This window comes from Cyanobium sp. Tous-M-B4 (assembly GCF_024345395.1).
Taxonomy (GTDB): Bacteria; Cyanobacteriota; Cyanobacteriia; order PCC-6307; family Cyanobiaceae; genus Cyanobium_A.
In genome coordinates this window covers 210,758-229,715 of record NZ_JAGQBA010000003.1, presented here as the reverse complement: position 1 = coordinate 229,715, position 18,958 = coordinate 210,758, and the positions used below count along the sequence as shown (strand labels likewise).

Sequence of the window (18,958 nt, the reverse complement as noted above, 5' to 3'; positions counted from 1 at the left end):
CGTTGAGTGCCCACCGCCAGCGGGGTTTCCCCAGGCATGCCCAGCCCATTCAACGAATGGATGCCCGAAGTGGTTGTGTTTCACCCCACCCGCTTCGAGGAGGCCCAGTGGATCGTGCACCACCTGCGCGAGCGCAAGACCGTGCTGGTCCACGCCGGGGCGATGGAGCGCAGCGAGGCCCAGCGGTTGATCGATTTTGTTGCTGGTGGTGTCAGCGCTATCGACGGACAGGCCGAATGCCTCGACGAGCTCACCTTCGTTTTCGTCCCAGAGATGGTGGCCTTGCGGCGGGATCCCGCACCGCCGTGATTCAGGCTGCAGCGCTCTGCCTCCTAGGCTCGAACCCATTCCGGGAGTGGGCTGAGTGCCCCGTCTACGTCGCTTTCTGTACTCCCTCGGGCCCGTCTTGACGATTGCTGCCCACCTTGGCTGCCTGCTGCTCTTTTGGACCGGTCTCAGCCTCGGTGCAGCCCTTTGGGCTTTGGGGCTCTACTTGGTGCGCATGCTGGCAACCACGGCCATCTATCACCGCCTAATTACCCACTCCAGCTATAAGGCGCCCCGGCCCGTTGCCTGGATCGGTGCCTTTGTGGGTGCTTCGGCAGGTCAAATGGGCCCTAGCTGGTGGAAGGCCCACCACCAAACCCATCACCGCCACGTCGACACTTGCGCCGACCCCCACACGCCCCTTGCTCCTTCAGCGGGATGGCGAGGCCTGTGGCGCTCCCAGGTTGGCTGGTTGTTGTCTTCAAGTTTTTTCCCCACAACCCTGCCGGCCGATGTGGAGGCCGATCCGGTACTGCGCCTGATCGATAGGCTTCATTTTGTGCCCGTGCTGCTGCTTGCCGGCCTGTCTTGGCAGCTGGGCGGGCTGCCTTGGCTGGCGGCCTTTTGCCTAAGCACAACAGTTCTTTATCACGGGGTAGCCAGCGTTAATTCCCTGGCCCACCTGCAAGGCGATCAACCCTTTGCCACCGGAGATGCCAGCCGCAACAACCTGTTTGTGGCCTTGATCACCTTGGGAGAAGGCTGGCACAATCTTCACCACGCTTTCCAAGCTTCGGTGCGTCAAGGCATCACCCTGAAGCAAGGGCGAGTGCGTTTATTGCCAGATCCCACCTACCGCTTTATCCGTCTGCTCGAGCGTTGCGGCTGGGCCTGGGATCTAAGGATCCCCAGTAATCACGCCCTGCTTGCTCGCGGTGCTGAGAGCTAAAAAGCGCAGGCCACAAGGCTCAACTGCAGCCAGCAACCTCCTGGCGCCAGCTTTTCGACAACCACATTCTGGAGCCGATCGTGGGCTACCAAATGGGCGAAGGTCTCTGCGTCATCTCTGGTGTTGAAGCGAGCTGCTTGCACTTGCAGCGGCACGCTTTGTTCGCGCTCTACGGCAGCGCGTACGCGATAACGACCCGAAGCGATGGGATCAACCATGCCTGGATTCTGGATCCAATTGCTGAAAAGCGCGTCAGCCTTCAGAGTTTCAGAGAAATTGAAGGTTGGGTGGTTGTAAGCCAGTTCAGGGGCGCAGCAATTCGGCAACCAGTGGCTCCAGCGCCGCGGGATGTTGCAGTAGCTGCCGGTGGGTGCGCACGGGCAAGGGCTGCCGCGGGCCCAGCGGTAATACGGCGCGCCAACCAGGCAGCACCATCAGGTCGGCAGCGCAGTAGAAGCTGCAGCACTCCACGCCGTCTAGCCCTTCGAGATTTGTGTTGAGCTGGTGCAGCAGCGGGCTGCCCCACTTCATGTCGGCAATACCAGCCAGCAGCCAGCTTGGCCAGGGCTGAGCCGTGAGAGTGCCCTGCTGGGGGCTGCCGACGCTGATGAAGCGGCGGGTGCGGGATCGGCCGCCCTGAAGTTGGATCCAGGTACGGCCGATCACGCCGCCCATTGAGAAGCCCAGCAGGTCGATTTGGGTTTGGGTACCAAAGGTTGCTTCGATTTGGCTGCCCAGCCGGTGAGCTAGCTCCAGGATCGGAGTGGCACCGAGGCGATTGGGTAGGTAGGGGATAAGCAGTGGAGATCGCCGCCCATCCAGCCGGCTTTTGAGGCGATCAAACAGGCGTGGCGTGTCCCACAGACCATGCACCAGCACCAAGGGGGGAGCGCTTGCCATGGGCTCAGGCTAGGAAGCTGGTTGGTTGCCATCAAAAAGCCGCCCCCGTAGGGACGGCCAATGGATCGGCGGAGTGATCCGGAAATCAGATTTGAGAGCGGGGCTCAGTAGCGGCTGCCGCCACCGCCGTAGCCACCACCGTTGTAGCCACCGCCACCGCCGAAGTCGCGGCGACCGCCGCCACCACCGCCGCCACCGCCACCGCTGCCGCGGGGCTCAGCTTTGTTGACGCGGATGGCGCGACCCATCCACTCGACGTCCTGGAGGTCTTCAATTGCCTTGGTCTCTTCGGCCTCATTGGCCATCTCGACAAAAGCGAAACCGCGCTTGCGGCCAGTGTCGCGGTCGAGGGGGAGGCTGCACTTGCTCACCTGTCCGTACTGGCTGAACAGATGCTGGACATCTTCCGCTTCTGCATCGAAGGAAAGATTGCCGACGTAAATGGTCATGAACTCAGAAACTATGAATTGATCCTTCGACGGCCCAACAGAAAGTGGTTAGCTCGCTACAGAGAAATCTTTGAATCACTTTTCACCATACAGGGCCGCCTAACGCTTTCGTCAAAACTGCCCCTATCGGGATCTGCTTTGACCAGCGGTTTGATGCCAAATCATCAAACCCTGGCTAGGGATGGGGTGTTCCATGCCTTGCAACACCATGTCGAAAGCCCAACTCACCGCCTTCATGGTTAAGGTTGATGCCGATATGGCCCTAAAGGCCCGGGTTGATGCCGCCGGCAGTGTCGATGCGGTCGTGGCGATTGCCCTGGAGCAGGGCCATACCTTTTCTCCTGCTTCCTGGTCCCGCGCCCAGCGTCCCTGAGCACAGTTGAGCCTGATTAGGGCCAGGGCGTGAGGGTGGCGGGCTGGTATTTGACGATGCCGATCCGCCAGCCCCGCTGGGCCAGTTGCTTCAGGCTGGCTAGCAAATCTTCAGTTGTGCCACCGGCGATCCAGTCGGCCTTGATCAATGGCAACCGCTCGCTCATCACCTCGAGCGGCATCTCCAATAGCAACAGGCTGTCTTCAGCAGCGGCGCGCCGCAGGGGCCCCTCGTCACTGCGCTGCCACAGCCTCAGCAGCAGCTCCAGGGCCAGGGTGCGGCCTGCTTCGCCGGGGTCGCCGCCGCTGTCTTCCCGCTGGGACTTGCCGGTTAGGGGCAGGGCCCGCTTGCCATCGAGTTCGACTAGGGCTAGGGCCACCAGGTATGGAGCGTCAGCCATGGAAATCTCTGTGATCCGCCACACCATGGCGAGGGGCGCGGCTTCGGTGTGGAAACTGACACGTATTTGGTCTTCTGTTGCCGTTGGCGGATCGGGCAGCCCTACCGGCATTTGCCGGGACTAAATTTTCTGCCGTTCGCTCACAACTCCTTTTCAGGGAGCCAGCGCCATGTCGAGCATTGCTGACCAGTTGGTGACCTATCACTCAGCACTGGCGGAGGCCACGGAGCGGGGAGATCAGGCCGTTGCCCGCAAGATCGAGCAGCAGATCAAGGAGCTGCAGGATTTTCAGTTGCGCCATCCGGAGGAAACCGAGGCTCCAACACCGTTTGAGGTGTTCTGTGATCTCAACCCATCGGATGTCAATTGCCTCGTCTACGACGATTGAGCCCTGGCTTAGTTGTTCGTTCTTTAATCATCACAGTCAGGTAGACATCACGTCCACACTTTTAAGGGCGGTGCCAAGCAGCCGGGTGAATCGGTCCAGCTGCTCCTGACTGCCCATCACAACAAGCATTTGGCCTGGAGCCAGGCGAGTGTCGCTTCCGGGATTGGCCAGCAACTCTGGCCGCTCTTGGGAGTACTGGGATCCCCGGTACTGCCTTGGGACATCACTCCTGGCTGGCTGGGGCGGCACGATCGCCAGCACTAGGGCACCAGAGCGCGAGCCGAGCTGGAGCTCCGCCAGGGATGCCCCATTGAGGCTGCCAAGGTCAGCTGGGTCGCTACTCAGCAGAAATTCCTCCACCTCGCAGCCAGAGCCCGCCAAAAGATCCATGAAGGTCACCGCCAAGGGCCGCAGGGCGGTGGCGGCCATGGTGCGCCCCCCACTGACGTACGGGCTCACCACTTGATCGGCGCCGGCTAGGCGCAGCTTGCGTTCCGCTTCCTCACTATCGGAACGGGCTATGAGCCGGCAGTTGGGCGCCATACCCCGGGCGCTCAGCACCACGTAGAGGTTGGATGCGTTGTTGGGTAGGGCCGCCACCAGGGCACGGCAGCGGTGGATGCCGGCATCCAGCAGAGTTTCGTCGAGGGTGGCATCGGCCATCAGCACGGCCAGCCCCCGCTCTTCTGCTGCCTCACGGCGCTCCGCGTCCATCTCCACCACCAGCAGGGGAACGTTTTCCCTGGCAAGTTGTTCGGCGATCTCGCGGCCGATGCGGCCATAGCCGCAAAGGATCACATGGTTATGCATGGTGGAAAGCCAACTGCGGAATCGGCGCTCGCGCAGGCGCCGGAAGTAACCGGATTCAGACAGGCCCAGCACCCCTTGGATACTGATCTGCACCACCACCAGCCCGCCCAGGATCAGCAGGGTGGTGACCACCCGCCCACCGGCGCTCAGGACCTGGGTGTGACCGTCGCTGAATCCCAGGGTGCTGAGGGTGATCAGCACCATCCAATAGGAATCTCCCCAGTCCCACCCCTCACTGAGGTGATAGCCGATGGCGCCAGCGTTCACCAGCATGGCCAGCGACAGGGGAGCTCGCCAGGGCTTGCGTGCTCGCCGAGAGGGTGGTCGTCTGGGGACGATTGACCAGAAAGGCTTGGGCATGGGACCTGGACCCGGTGCTCCAGATCACGCATCCAAGATTATCGGCTGCAATTAGTTACGGCCTGTGGGCTGATCCCGAACATTTGTAGTCGTTGTCGACAGTTGGCCTGCCAGCTCCGTTAACCCTTAAAGGTTCTTTCCGCAGGGGTCGCCTGGATGGGCGCGTCTTCGGTGATTGGTGACATGACAACTGGTTTGGCGGAGCAGCCGCCCCTACAGCTCCTTAAGGAGAGCGGTCAGCGGGAGGTGTTCTGCGGACTCACCTCGATTGTCTGGCTGCACCGGCGCATGCCGGATGCCTTTTTTCTAGTGGTGGGCTCCCGCACCTGCGCCCACCTGGTTCAGAGCGCCGCCGGCGTGATGATCTTTGCCGAACCCCGCTTCGGCACTGCGATTCTGGGGGAGCGTGATCTGGCCGGCCTAGCCGATGCCAATGATGAGCTCGACCGGCTGGTGAAGGATCTGCTGGAGCGGCGCCCCGAAATCCGCACCTTATTTCTGGTGGGCTCCTGCCCCAGCGAGGTGATCAAGCTGGATCTGGCTAAGGCTGCCGAGCGGCTCAATACCCAGCTGGCTGGCCGGGTGATGGTGCTGAACTACAGCGGCAGCGGCATCGAAACCACCTTCACCCAGGGAGAAGACCAAGCCCTGCTGGCGATGGTTCCCCTGATGCCCAGCAGCGAGGTCGACCAGCTGTTGATCGTCGGCACCTTGGCCGATGCGGTGGAAGACAGGCTGGTGCAGCTTTTTGGTCGCCTGGGTATTCCGGTGGTCACGAGCTTGCCGCCGCGGCGCTCCACCGAGTTGCCCCCGATTGGGCCTGGCACCCGGGTGCTGCTGGCCCAGCCCTTCCTCTCGGCTACGGCAAGGGCCCTAGTGAGCCGCGGCGGCCAGCTGCTTACGGCTCCCTATCCGTTTGGTGTGGAGGGCAGTCGGGCCTGGATGGCTGCGGGCGCCGCTGCCTTCGGGGTGGCCCCGGCCCTGGTGGCCGAGGTGCTCGATCCGCTGGTGGAGCGGGGACAGCGTGCCATCGCTCCCCATCGGGAGCTACTGGCCGGTAAGCGGCTTTTTCTGCTGCCCGATTCCCAGCTGGAGCTCTCCTTGGCGAGGTTCCTGCAGCGCGAGTGCGGCATGGAGCTGGTGGAGGTGGGCACTCCCTATCTCGATCGCCAGCTGCTCGATGCGGAGCTGGCCCTGTTGCCACCTGGCTCCCGTATTACCGAGGGGCAAGACGTGGAACGCCAGCTGGAGCGGGTCCGCGCCGAGCGGCCAGACCTTGTGGTGTGTGGCCTTGGCCTGGCCAATCCCCTGGAGGCGGAGGGAATCGCCACCAAGTGGTCGATTGAGCTGGTATTCAGCCCCATCCATGGTTGCGACCAGGCCGGCGATCTGGCCGAATTGTTTGCCCGCTCCCTGCGCCGCCGCGCCGCACTCTCCTTTTCCTGACCACCCGTCTCATTAATCAGCCATGGAACTCACCCTCTGGACCTACGAAGGGCCCCCCCACGTGGGTGCCATGCGCATAGCCGCCTCGATGGAGGGGGTGCACTACGTGCTGCACGCCCCCCAGGGCGACACCTATGCCGATCTGCTGTTCACGATGATTGAACGGCGCGACCGGCGCCCGCCCGTTACCTACACCACCTTCCAGGCCCGCGACCTGGGTGGCGACACCGCCGAGCTGGTGAAGAGTTCGATCGCTGCAGCCGTGGAGCGCTTCCAGCCCGAGGCGCTGCTGGTGGGCGAGAGCTGCACGGCCGAACTGATCCAGGACCAACCTGGCTCCCTGGCGGCGACCATGGACCTGGGCGGCATCCCGGTGGTGAGCCTGGAACTGCCGGCCTACTCCAAGAAGGAGAACTGGGGCGGCGCTGAAACCCTTTATCAACTGGTGCGAGGCCTGCTCAAGGCCCAGGTGCCGCCGCCCGGCGAGCCCAAGCCCGATCCGACTCGCTGGCGTGCCGAGGGCCGGCGGCCGCGGGTGAATCTGCTGGGACCCAGCCTGCTGGGTTTCCGCTGCCGCGACGATGTGCGCGAGATCAGCCAGTTGCTGGCTGGCTACGGCATTGATGTGGCGGTGGTGGCGCCCTTGGGGGCTCGCCCGGCCGACCTCATGCGTATCCCCACGGCTGATGCCAACGTGAGCCTCTACCCCGAGTTAGCGGGTCCGGTATGCAGCTGGCTGGAGCGCAGCTTCGGCATGCAGACGGTGAAGACAGTGCCGATCGGTATCGGCGCTACGGCCGCCTTTTTGCGGGAGCTGCACGGGGTGCTGGGTGTGGAGCTGCCCGCTGAGCTTGAAACCGCAGCCGACGGCACCTGCGCTGCTGAACGGCGCTCGCGGCTGCCTTGGTATTCGCGTTCGGTGGACTCCACCTACCTCACTGGTAAGCGGGTATTCATTTTTGGCGATGCCACCCACGCCATCGCTGCAGCCCGCATCGCTAGCCGCGAGCTGGGCTTCAAGGTGGTCGGCCTGGGGAGCTACAGCCGCGAGCAGGCACGGGAGGTGCGGGCGGCCGCCCAGGAGCTGGGGCTGGAGGCGTTGATCTCAGACGACTACCTGGCCGTGGAGGCGGCGATGGCGGAGGCGGCCCCGGAGCTGGTGCTTGGCACCCAGATGGAGCGCCACAGCGCCAAGCGCCTCGGCATCCCCTGTGCCGTGATCAGCTCGCCGCTGCACGTTCAGGATGTGCCAGCGCGCACTTCGCCCCAGATGGGCTGGGAGGGGGCAAATGTGATCTTCGACAGCTGGGTGCACCCGCTGATGATGGGTCTGGAGGAGCACCTGATCGGCATGTTCCGCCACGATTTTGAATTCGTGGATGGGCACCTCAGCCACCTAGAGGGTGCCAGTGCCCCCGCCAAGCACCCCACCTCTACGGCCACGGCCACGGTCACGGCCACGGTCACTGCTACAGCAACTGCTGCTCCCCAAGCTAATGACACTGCGCCAGCCAGCATTCCCGGTGATGGGGTGATCGTTTGGAGCCCGGATGGTGAAGCTGAGCTGGCCAAGATCCCCTTCTTTGTGCGGGGCAAGGTGCGTAAAAACACGGAGGCCTACGCCCGCGAGCAGGGCCTAGCTCTGATCGACAGCGAAGCCCTTTATGAGGCCAAGGCCCATTTCGCTCCATGATGGGTTGGATGGCAATAGCAGGCCCGCGCTGCGGGGGTGACCCTGACGCTCCTTCACTGATTCCAAAAGTCAAGGACTAAGCCTTACGGTCCTAAATTATTTAGCTAAGAGTTTCAGTTCCGATCTTTCCTGTTTCCCCAACTTCAATGACCACAACACTCAATCCTCCAGCTACTTCCAAGCCTGATGGCGAGGGCAGTGTGCAGGTACACCTTGATCCCACCATGGCTATCGAGGAAGGTGCCTTAGTGCTGGCGGTTTATGGCAAAGGTGGGATCGGTAAATCGACTACCTCTTCAAACCTTTCGGCGGCCTTTTCGAAGCTGGGCAAGCGGGTGCTGCAGATCGGTTGCGATCCCAAGCACGACAGTACTTTCACCCTCACCAAGAGGATGGTGCCCACCGTGATCGATATTCTCGAAACGGTGGACTTTCATACAGAGGAGTTGCGGCCCGAAGACTTTGTGTTTGAGGGTTACAACGGCGTGATGTGTGTGGAGTCTGGTGGTCCGCCGGCGGGTACTGGATGCGGTGGCTATGTCACAGGTCAGACGGTGAAATTGCTCAAGGAGCACCACCTGCTCGAAGAAACCGATGTGGTGATCTTTGATGTGTTGGGAGATGTGGTGTGTGGTGGCTTTGCTGCACCGCTTCAGCACGCCCACTACTGCCTGATTGTTACTGCCAATGATTTCGATTCGATCTTCGCGATGAACCGGATCATGCAGGCCATTAATGCCAAGGCCAAGAACTACAAGGTGCGTCTCGGTGGTGTGATCGCCAACCGCTCTGAGGAGACCGACGAAATCGACAAGTTCAATGCCCGCACGGGGCTGCGCACCATGGCCCATTTCAAGACCGTGGACGCGATTCGTAAATCCCGCCTCAAGAAGTGCACCATCTTCGAGATGGAAAGCACACCGGAAGTGGATGCTGTTCAGCAGGAATATTTGAACCTGGCCCAGCGGATGCTCGACGACGTCGAGCCCTTGGAGGCCGAATCCCTTAAGGATCGGGAGATTTTCGACCTGCTCGGCTTCGACTGATTCTCTCAACTGACAGCTTCGACTGAAGATCTGGTCTGAGCCGCCTCAGACCAGGCTCACGAAGCGGCTTCGGCCGGCATCTTTGGCCTGATAGAGGGCCTTATCGGCGCGGGAGATCAAGTTGGTGGCCATTTGGCTGGTCTCCTGGTCTGCCGGGCTTTGCTGGCCCTGCGGCTCACTGGGGTCAAAGCAAGCCAAGCCAACGCTCACCGTGATCAAGTGGCGCTGGTCAGAGTCTTCAGGTTGCAGGGGGGAGGAGGCGAATCCGTGCACAATCCGCTCGGCCAGCAGCCGGGCTCCTTGGATGCCCGTTTGTGGCAGCAGGATCGCAAACTCCTCGCCTCCGTAGCGAAATACGCGATCGCCACCGCGGCCGGCCAGGTCGACCAGGCGTTGGGCCACGGCCCTGAGACAGGCATCCCCGGCCAGATGGCCGTGGGCATCATTGAATCGCTTGAAGAGGTCGACATCGAGCAGCAGCAGGGCCATGGGCTGTCCGGTCTGCCGGTGCTCGTCCAGATCGGCCGGCAACTCGCGATTAAACAGCAGCCGGTTGCCCACGCCGGTGAGGGCATCCTGGGTGGCCAGTCGCTCCAGATCCTGGGTGCGCCGCTGCACCAGATCGGCAATGGTCATTTCCTTGGTCTGGAGCATCACAAGGGAATCGGCTAGGCCGTCGTGGTGGGCCATGTCGCTGAGGCGGATGCCGAGCGCGTTGAGCTGCGCCATCTTGTGCACCACGGGGGTGCCAAGAAAAAACGCATGCTGGCCATCCACCAGCACCTGCCCCTTGAGCTGTAGCGGCAGATCCAGCAACTGCAGCACCGTGAGCTTCGAGCCGCGTTGGTGCAGCCCAGCCAGACTGGGCTCGCTGAGCCGGGGCCGCAGCCACTGCACGTGTTGGCTCAGGGGTGCTCCACATACCTGGTTGCCTAGCAGTCGCAGCAGGGCTGGTCCGAGCTGGCGGATCACCAGGTCGGCATCCACCGCCAGGTGGAACGGAAACAGCTCGGGGAAACGCTCCGCCGATGGTGCCAAGGTCATGGCTGATCAGCCTGATCCTCATAGCGCACGGCAAACACGTCGTGGTCGGCCCCCTCGCTGCGCCAGGCCAGCTGCTCCACCTGCACTGGCGTTGCAAAGCGATCGCCCAGGCCCTCCACCAGGCCGATCACCATCGGCGCCAAGCCCTGGCGTTGGGAGTGGTAATGGAGATGCATGGTGCCCTCCTCGGGCTCCTCGGTGTCGAAGCTGGGCGGCACCAGCTGGGGGAAATTCACCCCCACCCGGGCGTGGAGGTCGTCGAGGTTGCGTAGAAACTCTGGCAGGTTGGAGCCGGCCATCTCCATCAGCGGGCCATAGCCCTGGGCTGCGGTGTACGTCACCCAGAACTCGCCAAAGGCGCGCAGCAGCGCATGGGGGGATTCACCCAGTTCGACGCTCGCAGCCATCACCAGCCGGTGGGTGAGGTCGTCGGGATAGGGCTCCATGCCTTCAAAGTGGTCCACCGCGACCTCCGCGCGTAGGCGCACGTTGGTCCAGGCCTCCTGGCCGTGGTTCACACATATCATGTCCTGGATTGCTTGATTTACCAGGCCGTACACGTAGAGGGGCGATTCTTTTGTTGGTCGATGCTAGTAGTGTTACTAGGGAAATAGGTTTTTGAAGCCTGAAAACTAGTGGGGAGTTGTGACAGGCGCAAAGGCGGGAGCCCGATCTGCCGCTGATCCATTCTCGCGTCGCCACCACCATGCCCTCCCTGGACATGCCCAAGCCCCTTGCTCAGCCCCCACGCCAGCAGAGCTACGGCCAGCTGCTGATCGTCTGTCTGTTGGTGCTGATCACCTTCACCCTGCCCCAACCTTGGAATCGTCTTTCCTCCTTGGGCTATCTACTGATGGCTATTGTGATGATCCGGGGCCTGGGTAATCCCACTGGCAGCCTGCAGTTCGGAATACTCCCGCGGCGGTTATTCAAGGGGCTGGGAGTTGCGGCCATTGCTGTTGGTCTGCTCTGGTATTTCACTCCGCTGGAGCTGCGCAGCACCGGTATCCCGGTGATTGCGCTGTGGGCCTTATTCAGCGGTTGGAGTGCTATCCGCCTAATCAGGGGCCTGGCCCAGGAGCGACGGGTGTCGGATGTGGTGTTGCGGGGGGCGCTGGCGGGCTATCTGATGCTCGGCTTGGCAGCAGGCTTGCTCTGTTGTGCCCTGGAGACGATTGATCCGGCCAGCTTCAGCAACGTGAACTTGTCGGCGCAGGATATGGGCCAGAGCAGCCCGGTGTGGGGCCTCAATTTTGTGCGACTCAATTACTTTGCCTTCGTCAGCCTCACCACGATGGGCTACGGCGACGTGATTCCCGAGAGCCCCCAAGCCCAGATGGTGAGCGTGGCCATCGCCATAGCGGGCACGTTTTATGTGGCCGCAGTGATGGGGGTGTTGATCAGCCGTCTTACGGTGCAGGAAAGCCAGCAGCCTTAGGGTTGCCCAACTCCCAGCCCTTGACGATCCGGTAAACCACCGGCACCGCGAACAGGCTGAGGACGGTGGCTACAAGTAGCCCTGAAAACACCACCGTGCCGATACTCACCCGGCTACCTGAACCGAAGCCGCTGGCCAGCAGCAGGGGCACGAAGCCCGCCAGTGAGGAAATGGCCGTAAGCAGGATCGGCCGTAGGCGGGCGATGGCGGCGCCTCGGATCGCCGTGTCTAGATCCAGTCCTTCGGCCATGCGCTGGTTGGCAAACTCCACGATCAAGATGCCATTCTTGGCGGCCAGGCTCACCAGCACCAGCAAGCCCATCTGTCCATAAACGTCCAGGGGCAGGCCCCGCAGCATCAGGCCGCCGATGGCCCCCAGCATGGCTAGGGGCACGGTCACCAGGATGATCAAGGGGTCGGCAAAGTTGTCGTAGAGGGCTGCTAGCACCAAAACCATCACCAGGATCGCTAGGGCAAACACCCGCAGGTTTCCGCCACCGGCGCGTGACTCTTCCCGAGCCAGGCCGGCCCATTCCAATTCGGTACTGCCGCCGAGCTGCCGCTGCACTTCCATCAGGCTGGCCATGGCTTGGCCACTGCTTACGCCAGGGCGGGGCAGGGCCCGGATGCTGATCGAACGCACCAGCCGGGTGTGATTGATCGAGGTAGGACCTGTTTCTTGTTCGACTCGCACCAATTGGGCCAGGGGGATCAGCTGGCCGTCACGGGTTTTCACCTGCAGAGCGAGCACGTCATCGGCGCTGCGGCGCGAGGCGCCGTCAAGCTGCACGATTACCTTGCGCACCTGGTCACTCTCAAAGCTGTCATTGACGTAGTCACTGCCGAAGCTGGCTCCGAGGGTGTCCACCACGGTGCTGAGATCCACCCCAAGGGAGGCCATCTGCAGCCGATCTGGCACAAGCTGCACCAGGGGGGCACCGGCGGTAAAGCGGGTTGAAACCCGTTCAAAGCGATTGGTGGCTTGGGCGGCGCGGATGAAGGCCTGGGCTTGCTGCTCGAAGTCAGAGAGGCTGAGTTGCCCGTTGCTGTTGTCCAGCAGTTCGAGCTCGAGCCCGCCTTCAGCACTAAAACCGCGCACAGAGGGGGCCTCGCTGAGCTGTACCACTGCACCGGTGATGCGGCGGCGCAACTCGCCATTGAGTCTCTGTCCCACGGCCCGAGTAGCTGCCTCGGCGCTACGGCGCTGCTCGATCGGCGCCAAACGCAGGTAGAAGATGCCCTTATTAGGGCTGCTGTCCCCAAAGGAGCGCCCTGCATAGAAGGTGGCTCGAGTGATCAGCGGCTCGTCGGCCACCACCTGGCGCACCTGCTCCAGCACCCGTTGGGTCTGCTGCAATCCGAGGCCATCAGCCAGAATCACAACTCCCCGCAGCTGACCGTTGTCCTCCTGGGGAATGAAGGCCTTGGGCAGGGCTTGCAGGGCGAATCCCGTGATCATTAGGCCAGCCAGCAGCAGGGACATCACCAGCCGCCGCCGCTTCATAGTCCAAGCCAGCCAGCGCTCGTAGGGCACCTCCAGTCCCTCGAGCCAGCGCCGCGGCGGGTCGATCCAACGCAGCAACCAGGCCGGTTCGCGGCGCTCGGGGTTTAGTAGTCGGCTGCCGGCTACCGGCGTGAAGCTCAGGGCATTCAGGGTGGAGAAGGCGATGGCGCCGCTGATCGTGATTGCGATCGGCGCGTACAGCCGGCCCAAGCTGCCCCCCAGGCCCAGCACCGGGATGAACACCACCACCAGGGCTAGGGAGGTGGCTACCACGGCCCCGCCCAGCTCGGCCATGGCTTCGCGGGCGGCTTGTAGGGGCGGCTTGCCAGCCTCCAGCCGGCGGCCAATGTCCTCGCTCACCACGATGGCGTCGTCCACCACCAGCCCAGAGGCCAGCACCAAGCCAAACAGGGTGAGGGTGTTGAGCGATTGGCCGGCAAGCTTCAGCACGCTCAACGAGCCGATCAAGGCCACTGGCACTGCGGTAGCTGTAATCAGGGCCAGGCGGCTGTTGCCAAGGCCAAGAAGTAGCACCAAGAACACCAGCAACACCGCATCGCGCAGGCTGTCGAGGGTGCCCTGGATGCTGCCGCGCACAAAGTCGGCCTCATCAACAATCAACTGCTGATCCACCCCGGGCGGAAATTGGGGTGCAAGCTCATCGAGGGCTGCATTCACAGCTTTGCTAACGGCGATGGCGTTGCTGCCGTCGCGCTGGTTGATCAGCACGGCTACCGCTGGTCTGCCTTGCAGGTTGGTGGCGATCGTGTCGTAGCTCTCGCTGCCCAGGCTCACTCGGCCCACATCCCGCAGCAGGGTGACGCCTCCATTAGCGCTGCGGGCCACCACCAGCTGCTCAAATTCCGCCGGACTGCGCAGGCGCCCCTCCATGCGCAGCGGCAGGGTGAGCTCCTGGCCGTTGGGGCTGGGGGCTTCACCCATTTGACCCAAGGCAGCCAGCACGTTTTGCTGTTGCAGGGCCGTGCGCACATCGGTAATGGTGAGGCCGCGCTCCTCGAGATGAGCCGGGTTGAGCCAGAGCCTGAAGGCCAGGCTATTTCCACCTGCAAGGGTGACGTTGCCCACCCCAGGCACCCGCTGCAGCTTCTCTTTCACCACCTGGTCGAGCCAGCCGCTCAAAAAGGTTTCGCCATAGAGCTTGGGATCGGCACTGAAGCTGAGAATCATCAGCAGGTCGTCGGAGCTGCGCCGCACCTGCACCCCGAAGCGCGCCACCGGTGCTGGCAGCTGGCGAGTCACCACCGCCACTTCGTTCTGGGTGTTGATCTGGTTGAGCTCGGGGTCGCCGCCCTCGAATCCCAGGGTGATGGAGCTGCCGTTGGCTGAGCTGGTGGAGCGGATGCTGTCGAGCCGCTCGAGGCCGTTGAGCTGTTGCTCCAGCAGGGCGGTGACCCCCTGCTCCACCACCTCTGGGCCGGCACCTGGGTAGGTGGCCCGCACCGTGACTCGGCTGGGAGCAATCGGCGGCAGGTTTTCCACCTGCAGCAGCGGTAAACACACCAGCCCTGTCAACAGCACCAGCAGACTCACCACCAGGGTGAGCACGGGCCGGCGCAGAAAGGGATCTGAGATCGATTTCATGGGAGCCTTTGCGTTGGGCTGCTCGGGCCGGGATGAATGATCAGCCGAGATCGCGCTTCAGCACAACGCAGAGATAGTCAGGCGATTTATAGCGACTAGGCAAGCAGATATGCAGTTGCTCCAAACGGCTCCAGCAGACGGTGCGCTGAATGGCGGCTACGGTTTTTCCCTCCTTTAGAAGCAGCCTCAGGGCCTTGCAATAAAGCGAATAATTGGCTTCGAGTTCCCCGATGGTGAGTCCCTGACTGCTGCTCATCGCACGGGTGGGCGTCCAGGAGTTGCAAAGACGCACCAATCACCCTACGGCTTCAGGTGGCGCTGAGATCAGGTTGAGCCGGCGGCAGAGCCGCGGCAGGGTGAGGCCTTGGGCTAGCAGGTTGATCAGCACCACAACGAATACGATGCTTTGGGCGTTGTGGGCTAGGGCAATGACGGAGCCTGGGTCAACACCGCGTAGGTGGTTGATCTGATCGACCGCGCTGTAAGAGAGGGCCAAAGGCACTGCCCCCCTTAGGCCACACCAAGAAATCAGCACGCTGTCTTTCCAGCGGAAGGGGGAGAGGGGTTGGAACATCAAGACGCTGATTGGTCTCACCACCAGCATCAACACCGCCGCGGTTATCAAGCCCACAGGCAGGGCGGGAACCAGGCTGCTTGGATTCACCAGCAGACCAAATAGTAAAAAGATACAGATCTCAGCCATGGTGTTGAAGGGCAGCAGCACCTCCTGAATCGATTCATGGTTGATATCGGCTTGGCGGTAGATCATGTTGGTCATCATCACTCCAGTGATGTAGACCGAAATTAATCCGGAACCGCCTAGAAAGTAGCTACAGCCATAGTCTACAAAGGCAATGGACATGGCCACAATTAGTAGCTGGGATTTGTCGTGGGCCAGTTCATTGATTACGAATTTGGCCACATAGCCAAACAGTGCTCCTATGACTAGGCCGCCGCCTACCTGTTGTACGAAGCTGCGCAGGCCGTTGAGCATCACTACTACAGGTGCTGCTTGCTCGAGGTTGGCGCCGGCGCTGGAGGTGCTGAACAGCCCCACGATCAACCCGAATAGCAGCAGGGCCGTTGGGTCATTGACCGAGGATTCGAATTCGAGCAGGTGCTTGAGCCGTTCTGGCACCAGGTGCCGCACCGAGCTCAGCACGTTGATGGTGGCTCCGGCATCGGTGGAGCCCAGGCAGGCGGCAATCAGTAGGGCGGCCCCCAGGGGCATGGCGTTGCTGAGTCCTGGTGCCAGTTGGTTTCCACCAGCGGAAGAAAGCAGCCAGATCAGGCCGGCCAGCAGACCCGTGGCAATCGCGACACCGCCTACCGCAAGGGCCAGGCCATATTCCAAAAAGCCCCGGATAGTTTTGATATCCGTTTTCAGCCCCGCATAAAAAAGCAGCAGGGCCAGGGCGAATACATGCAGGCTTTCGGCCTGTTCGTGGGAGACGTTGAGACTTTTGATGTTGATAGCTAGGCCCAGCAGCAGCACCCCGAGAATCGCCGGGATTCCGATCTGGACAGAGAACCGGCTGATCGCCAAGGTGCCTAGAAACAGCAGGCCGATAAACAGCAGCTGGCCCTCCAAGGGCACTCCATTAAGACCTGGTGCCTGAGCAAAGAGGGGTGCCTGGGCAAAGAGGGTCGCGATCACGGCTGGGCTGAGTTGGCATGGGCTGAGCCGAGGCTCGCGGCCTGGGCATCGCTGAGCCGGCTGGCCCGCTGCAGCACAGCGGTGATCTGGGCGATGTCCAGCACGGAATGGCAGCTGTAGCCCGCCGCCGCCAGACGCTCCCGGGCGCGGCGGTCATGGTCGCCGCCATGGTCGATGAACACCACCACGTCCTGCACCGTCAGGCCCGAGCTCTCCAGCTTGCCGATGCCCTCTAGGACGCTGCCGCCTGTGATCAAGATGTCGTCTACCACCACCACCCGGTCGCCCTCCTCAAAGTCGCCCTCGATCAGGCGCCGGGCGCCATGGGCCTTTACCTCCTTGCGGGGATAGATCAGCGGCTTGTGCAGTTGCAGTGAAAGCCCAGTGGCGGTGGGCAAGGAGCCGTAGGGGATGCCGGCGATGCGGTCAAATTCGAGGCCCTGCAGCTTGCCGGCATAGGCGTGGAGCACTCGGTGGAACAGGTTTGGGTCGGAGATGATCTGGCGCAGATCGACGTAGTAATTGAAGACCGCGCCCGAGGCTTGTACGTAATCGCCGAATAGCAGGCAGCCGATGTCGAACAGATCAACAATCAGGCTCTCGAGCGGGTCGGCGCTTGGTTGCTTCTCAGGTAGCCACAGGGCACAGGTATCAGCGTTGCCTTTGTCGTGATTTTCCAGCCACTGGTGCCGCTTTGCCGTGATCTGCTGTTTGAGCGCCTCGGCTCGACTGGCCATGTCGTCTTCTACCAGCAGGTTTTGAGGTAGGGGCAGCAGCAGCCCATCGGCGGCGGCCCCCAGGCCGGCCTGCAGCATGGCGTCGAGCTTTTCCTCTTCCCCCCAGAGGCTGCGCAGGATCAAGAAGCGCTCGGGCGCTTCGGCCCGCACCCGCGCCAGGATTAGCGGATCACTGGTTCCCACCTCCAGCAACAGCTGGTCCGGGGTGGCCCACAGCTGGGTCTCGCGCACAATCTGCAGGTAGAGAGGTGTCTCCTCATTCGGGTAGTGCTGGATCTGGCGCGCCGCCTGGTTTGAGCTGTGGCAGGTCATCACCACGGCCTTGTCTGGATAGAGCAGGAAGGGGGCAGCGATGTCCTGGCCAGCCAGGGGGGAGAGGGTCACCGCATCGGCGCCCAGATCTTTGAACAGGTAGTGGGCCAGGGCAGAGGAGGAGTTGAGGTCGCCGTGTTTGGCGTCGATGATCAGGGGGAGATCGCGGGGCACCAGGTCGCGCACCTCCAGCAGCAGCTCCAGTCCCACCGGCCCAAGGGCCTGATAAAAACCAAGGCTGGGCTTGTAGGCGCACACATGGGGCGCTGTGGCCTCGATCACCGCCTTGATCCAATGGCGGGCCTGGCTGAGGAAGGAGCGGCCCGCTAGGCCCCGCCTCGCTGCCCAGCTCTGCAACATCTCCGGGTTGGGATCAAGCCCGGTAACCAGCAGCGACTGGCGGTCGGCGATGGCATCGGTGAGTTTGACGAAGAAGCCCATCGCCCGCAGGCTGTTTGGGCTCGTTGTTAAGCCAGCCGTTGGCCTGTCCGCCGGCTGGTGACACAGCTCTTTGCAATCAGCCGCACCATCAACCCTTCCTCATCGGCGGCCACCCGCAGCCAGCGCAGCCCGGGCAACCAGGCCAGGGCCTGCTCCAGTTCGGTGGCGAGGGCGTCGTCGTGTTCGCCGATACCGCCGCTGAGGGCGATGGCCTCCACTCCTCCGAGGCTGGCTGCCATGGCCCCAATCCCTTGCAGTAGCCGGTGGCGGAACACCGCGATTGCCAGCTGGGCGCCCCGGTGGCCCTCGCCAGCCTGGAGGCGCAGCTCCCGCATGTCTCCGCTGTGCTCGGATAGACCCAGCAGGCCGCTCTGGCGGTTAAGGGCCGTATCCAGTTCGGAGACGCCAATGCCCTGGCGCAGCAGGTGCAGCAGCAGCCCTGGATCCACGCTGCCGCTGCGGCTGGCCATCACCAGTCCCTCGAGCGGCGTGAAGCCCATCGTGGTGTCGACGCTGCGCGGCTGGCCCTGGGGATCGATTTCGATCGCGCAGAGGGAGCAGCCGGCGCCGAGCTGGCAGCTGATCAGGCGGCGTATGTCTGGCTCTCGGGCTGCCACCGTTTCGCCCACGTGCTGGTGGTTTAGGCCATGGAAGCCGAAGCGGCGCAGGCCCTGCTGGCGCCAAGGCGCCGGTATGGCGTAGGTGGAGGCAGCTTCGCTGAGGCTGGCGTGGAAGGCGGTGTCGAAGCAGGCCCACTGCTGGATGGCGCTGCCCTCCAGTTGACCCTCGAGTTGGCCTTGCAGCCAGTTGATTGCCTCCAGCGCTGGGCCGTTGTGCAGCGGGGCCAGGGGCACCAGGTTTGCCAGCTCCGCCAGCACCTGCGAGCTCAGCAGGGTGGGAGCGCTGAAGTGGGCACCACCGTGCACGATCCGGTGAATTACAAGCTGGGGTAGGGGCTCAAGGGCCGCGAGCAGGGGGGAGAGCCACTGCTCCAGCAGTTCAGCCAGTTGCTGGCTGCCCGAATCCGCTTGGGGAAGACCCCAGCTGCGCTGCTCCTGCCAGAGCCGTCGGCCGCTCGCATCGCAGAGGGCCAGCTTGACGCTGGAGCTGCCCGTGTTCACCACCAGGGCGTGGGTCATGCG

20 protein-coding genes are annotated in these 18,958 nt (G+C 62.7%); 8 read left to right on the top strand and 12 right to left on the bottom strand.

Annotation, left to right across the window (positions count from 1 at the left end; translation table 11 throughout):
- The first annotated feature begins 36 nt into the window (after positions 1-36).
- On the top strand, positions 37-309 hold the full coding sequence (locus KBY73_RS07485) for a cell division protein SepF (RefSeq protein WP_106501508.1): 273 nt from the start codon (positions 37-39) through the stop codon (positions 307-309).
- A gap of 97 nt (positions 310-406) precedes the next feature.
- Positions 407-1,216, top strand: a complete 810-nt coding sequence (locus KBY73_RS07480) for an acyl-CoA desaturase (RefSeq protein WP_254936458.1) — start codon at positions 407-409, stop codon at positions 1,214-1,216.
- Here the strand turns inward: KBY73_RS07480 and KBY73_RS07475 are convergent.
- The 3 genes from KBY73_RS07475 to KBY73_RS07465 form a co-directional block, all read right to left on the bottom strand.
- Positions 1,213-1,434 carry a hypothetical protein gene (locus tag KBY73_RS07475; RefSeq protein ID WP_254936457.1) on the bottom strand — a complete coding sequence of 74 codons (222 nt, stop codon included), beginning with the start codon at positions 1,432-1,434 and terminating at the stop codon, positions 1,213-1,215. The genes KBY73_RS07480 and KBY73_RS07475 overlap by 4 nt on opposite strands.
- An 85-nt stretch (positions 1,435-1,519) precedes the next feature.
- Positions 1,520-2,116, bottom strand: a complete 597-nt coding sequence (locus KBY73_RS07470) for a triacylglycerol lipase (protein ID WP_254936456.1) — start codon at positions 2,114-2,116, stop codon at positions 1,520-1,522.
- Between the two features lie 104 nt (positions 2,117-2,220).
- The gene (locus tag KBY73_RS07465) at positions 2,221-2,565 is read right to left on the bottom strand and encodes an RNA-binding protein (RefSeq protein WP_254936455.1); all 345 of its coding nucleotides are present in this window, start codon (positions 2,563-2,565) and stop codon (positions 2,221-2,223) included.
- A 208-nt stretch (positions 2,566-2,773) separates the two neighbouring features.
- Between KBY73_RS07465 and KBY73_RS07460 the strand changes: the two genes are divergently transcribed.
- Complete coding sequence (locus tag KBY73_RS07460; protein WP_254936454.1) at positions 2,774-2,938, top strand: Nif11-like leader peptide family natural product precursor; 165 nt, start codon at positions 2,774-2,776, stop codon at positions 2,936-2,938.
- 16 nt (positions 2,939-2,954) lie between these two features.
- On the opposite strand, the gene KBY73_RS07455 is transcribed toward KBY73_RS07460, so the two are convergent.
- On the bottom strand, positions 2,955-3,449 hold the full coding sequence (locus tag KBY73_RS07455; protein ID WP_315858411.1) for a hypothetical protein: 495 nt from the start codon (positions 3,447-3,449) through the stop codon (positions 2,955-2,957).
- Positions 3,450-3,507: 58 nt separating this feature from the next.
- Here KBY73_RS07455 and KBY73_RS07450 point away from each other — a divergent pair, with 58 nt between their 5' ends.
- Positions 3,508-3,726 carry a CP12 domain-containing protein gene (locus tag KBY73_RS07450; protein ID WP_254936453.1) on the top strand — a complete coding sequence of 73 codons (219 nt, stop codon included), beginning with the start codon at positions 3,508-3,510 and terminating at the stop codon, positions 3,724-3,726.
- A 36-nt stretch (positions 3,727-3,762) separates the two neighbouring features.
- On the opposite strand, the gene KBY73_RS07445 is transcribed toward KBY73_RS07450, so the two are convergent.
- The gene (locus KBY73_RS07445; protein ID WP_254936452.1) at positions 3,763-4,896 is read right to left on the bottom strand and encodes a TrkA family potassium uptake protein; all 1,134 of its coding nucleotides are present in this window, start codon (positions 4,894-4,896) and stop codon (positions 3,763-3,765) included.
- Positions 4,897-5,079: 183 nt separating this feature from the next.
- Here KBY73_RS07445 and KBY73_RS07440 point away from each other — a divergent pair, with 183 nt between their 5' ends.
- The 3 genes from KBY73_RS07440 (at position 5,080) to bchL (ending at position 9,081) form a co-directional block, all read left to right on the top strand.
- Positions 5,080-6,342: a ferredoxin:protochlorophyllide reductase (ATP-dependent) subunit N gene (locus tag KBY73_RS07440; RefSeq protein ID WP_254936656.1), complete on the top strand. Its 1,263-nt coding sequence runs from the start codon at positions 5,080-5,082 to the stop codon at positions 6,340-6,342.
- Between the two features lie 22 nt (positions 6,343-6,364).
- Positions 6,365-8,035, top strand: a complete 1,671-nt coding sequence (locus KBY73_RS07435; RefSeq protein WP_254936451.1) for a ferredoxin:protochlorophyllide reductase (ATP-dependent) subunit B — start codon at positions 6,365-6,367, stop codon at positions 8,033-8,035.
- Between the two features lie 146 nt (positions 8,036-8,181).
- Positions 8,182-9,081, top strand: a complete 900-nt coding sequence (gene bchL / locus KBY73_RS07430; RefSeq protein ID WP_106501518.1) for a ferredoxin:protochlorophyllide reductase (ATP-dependent) iron-sulfur ATP-binding protein — start codon at positions 8,182-8,184, stop codon at positions 9,079-9,081.
- Between the two features lie 45 nt (positions 9,082-9,126).
- On the opposite strand, the gene KBY73_RS07425 is transcribed toward bchL, so the two are convergent.
- Positions 9,127-10,125: a diguanylate cyclase domain-containing protein gene (locus KBY73_RS07425; protein ID WP_254936450.1), complete on the bottom strand. Its 999-nt coding sequence runs from the start codon at positions 10,123-10,125 to the stop codon at positions 9,127-9,129.
- Positions 10,122-10,685 (bottom strand): heme NO-binding domain-containing protein, encoded by a 564-nt coding sequence (locus KBY73_RS07420; RefSeq protein WP_254936449.1) that lies wholly within the window; start codon positions 10,683-10,685, stop codon positions 10,122-10,124. Before KBY73_RS07420 ends, KBY73_RS07425 begins: the two co-directional genes overlap by 4 nt.
- A gap of 161 nt (positions 10,686-10,846) precedes the next feature.
- On the opposite strand from KBY73_RS07420, the gene KBY73_RS07415 reads away from it, so the two are divergent.
- Complete coding sequence (locus KBY73_RS07415; protein ID WP_254936448.1) at positions 10,847-11,563, top strand: potassium channel family protein; 717 nt, start codon at positions 10,847-10,849, stop codon at positions 11,561-11,563.
- Here KBY73_RS07415 and KBY73_RS07410 read toward each other — a convergent pair.
- Genes KBY73_RS07410 through KBY73_RS07390 form a run of 5 tightly spaced genes read right to left on the bottom strand, consistent with a single transcriptional unit; the run spans position 11,535 to position 18,955 of the window.
- The gene (locus KBY73_RS07410; RefSeq protein WP_254936447.1) at positions 11,535-14,669 is read right to left on the bottom strand and encodes an efflux RND transporter permease subunit; all 3,135 of its coding nucleotides are present in this window, start codon (positions 14,667-14,669) and stop codon (positions 11,535-11,537) included. The genes KBY73_RS07415 and KBY73_RS07410 overlap by 29 nt on opposite strands.
- 40 nt (positions 14,670-14,709) lie before the next feature.
- A complete protein-coding gene (locus KBY73_RS07405; protein WP_254936446.1) occupies positions 14,710-14,925 on the bottom strand; it encodes a DUF3136 domain-containing protein in 216 nt (71 codons plus the stop codon).
- A 39-nt stretch (positions 14,926-14,964) separates the two neighbouring features.
- Positions 14,965-16,326, bottom strand: coding sequence for a cation:proton antiporter (locus KBY73_RS07400; protein ID WP_254936445.1), 1,362 nt, complete (start codon positions 16,324-16,326; stop codon positions 14,965-14,967).
- Positions 16,323-17,816 carry a bifunctional orotidine-5'-phosphate decarboxylase/orotate phosphoribosyltransferase gene (locus KBY73_RS07395; RefSeq protein ID WP_254936444.1) on the bottom strand — a complete coding sequence of 498 codons (1,494 nt, stop codon included), beginning with the start codon at positions 17,814-17,816 and terminating at the stop codon, positions 16,323-16,325. The genes KBY73_RS07400 and KBY73_RS07395 overlap by 4 nt, the downstream gene beginning before the upstream one ends.
- Before the next feature lie 26 nt (positions 17,817-17,842).
- Positions 17,843-18,955 carry an acetate/propionate family kinase gene (locus tag KBY73_RS07390; protein WP_254936443.1) on the bottom strand — a complete coding sequence of 371 codons (1,113 nt, stop codon included), beginning with the start codon at positions 18,953-18,955 and terminating at the stop codon, positions 17,843-17,845.
- Positions 18,956-18,958: the final 3 nt, after the last annotated feature.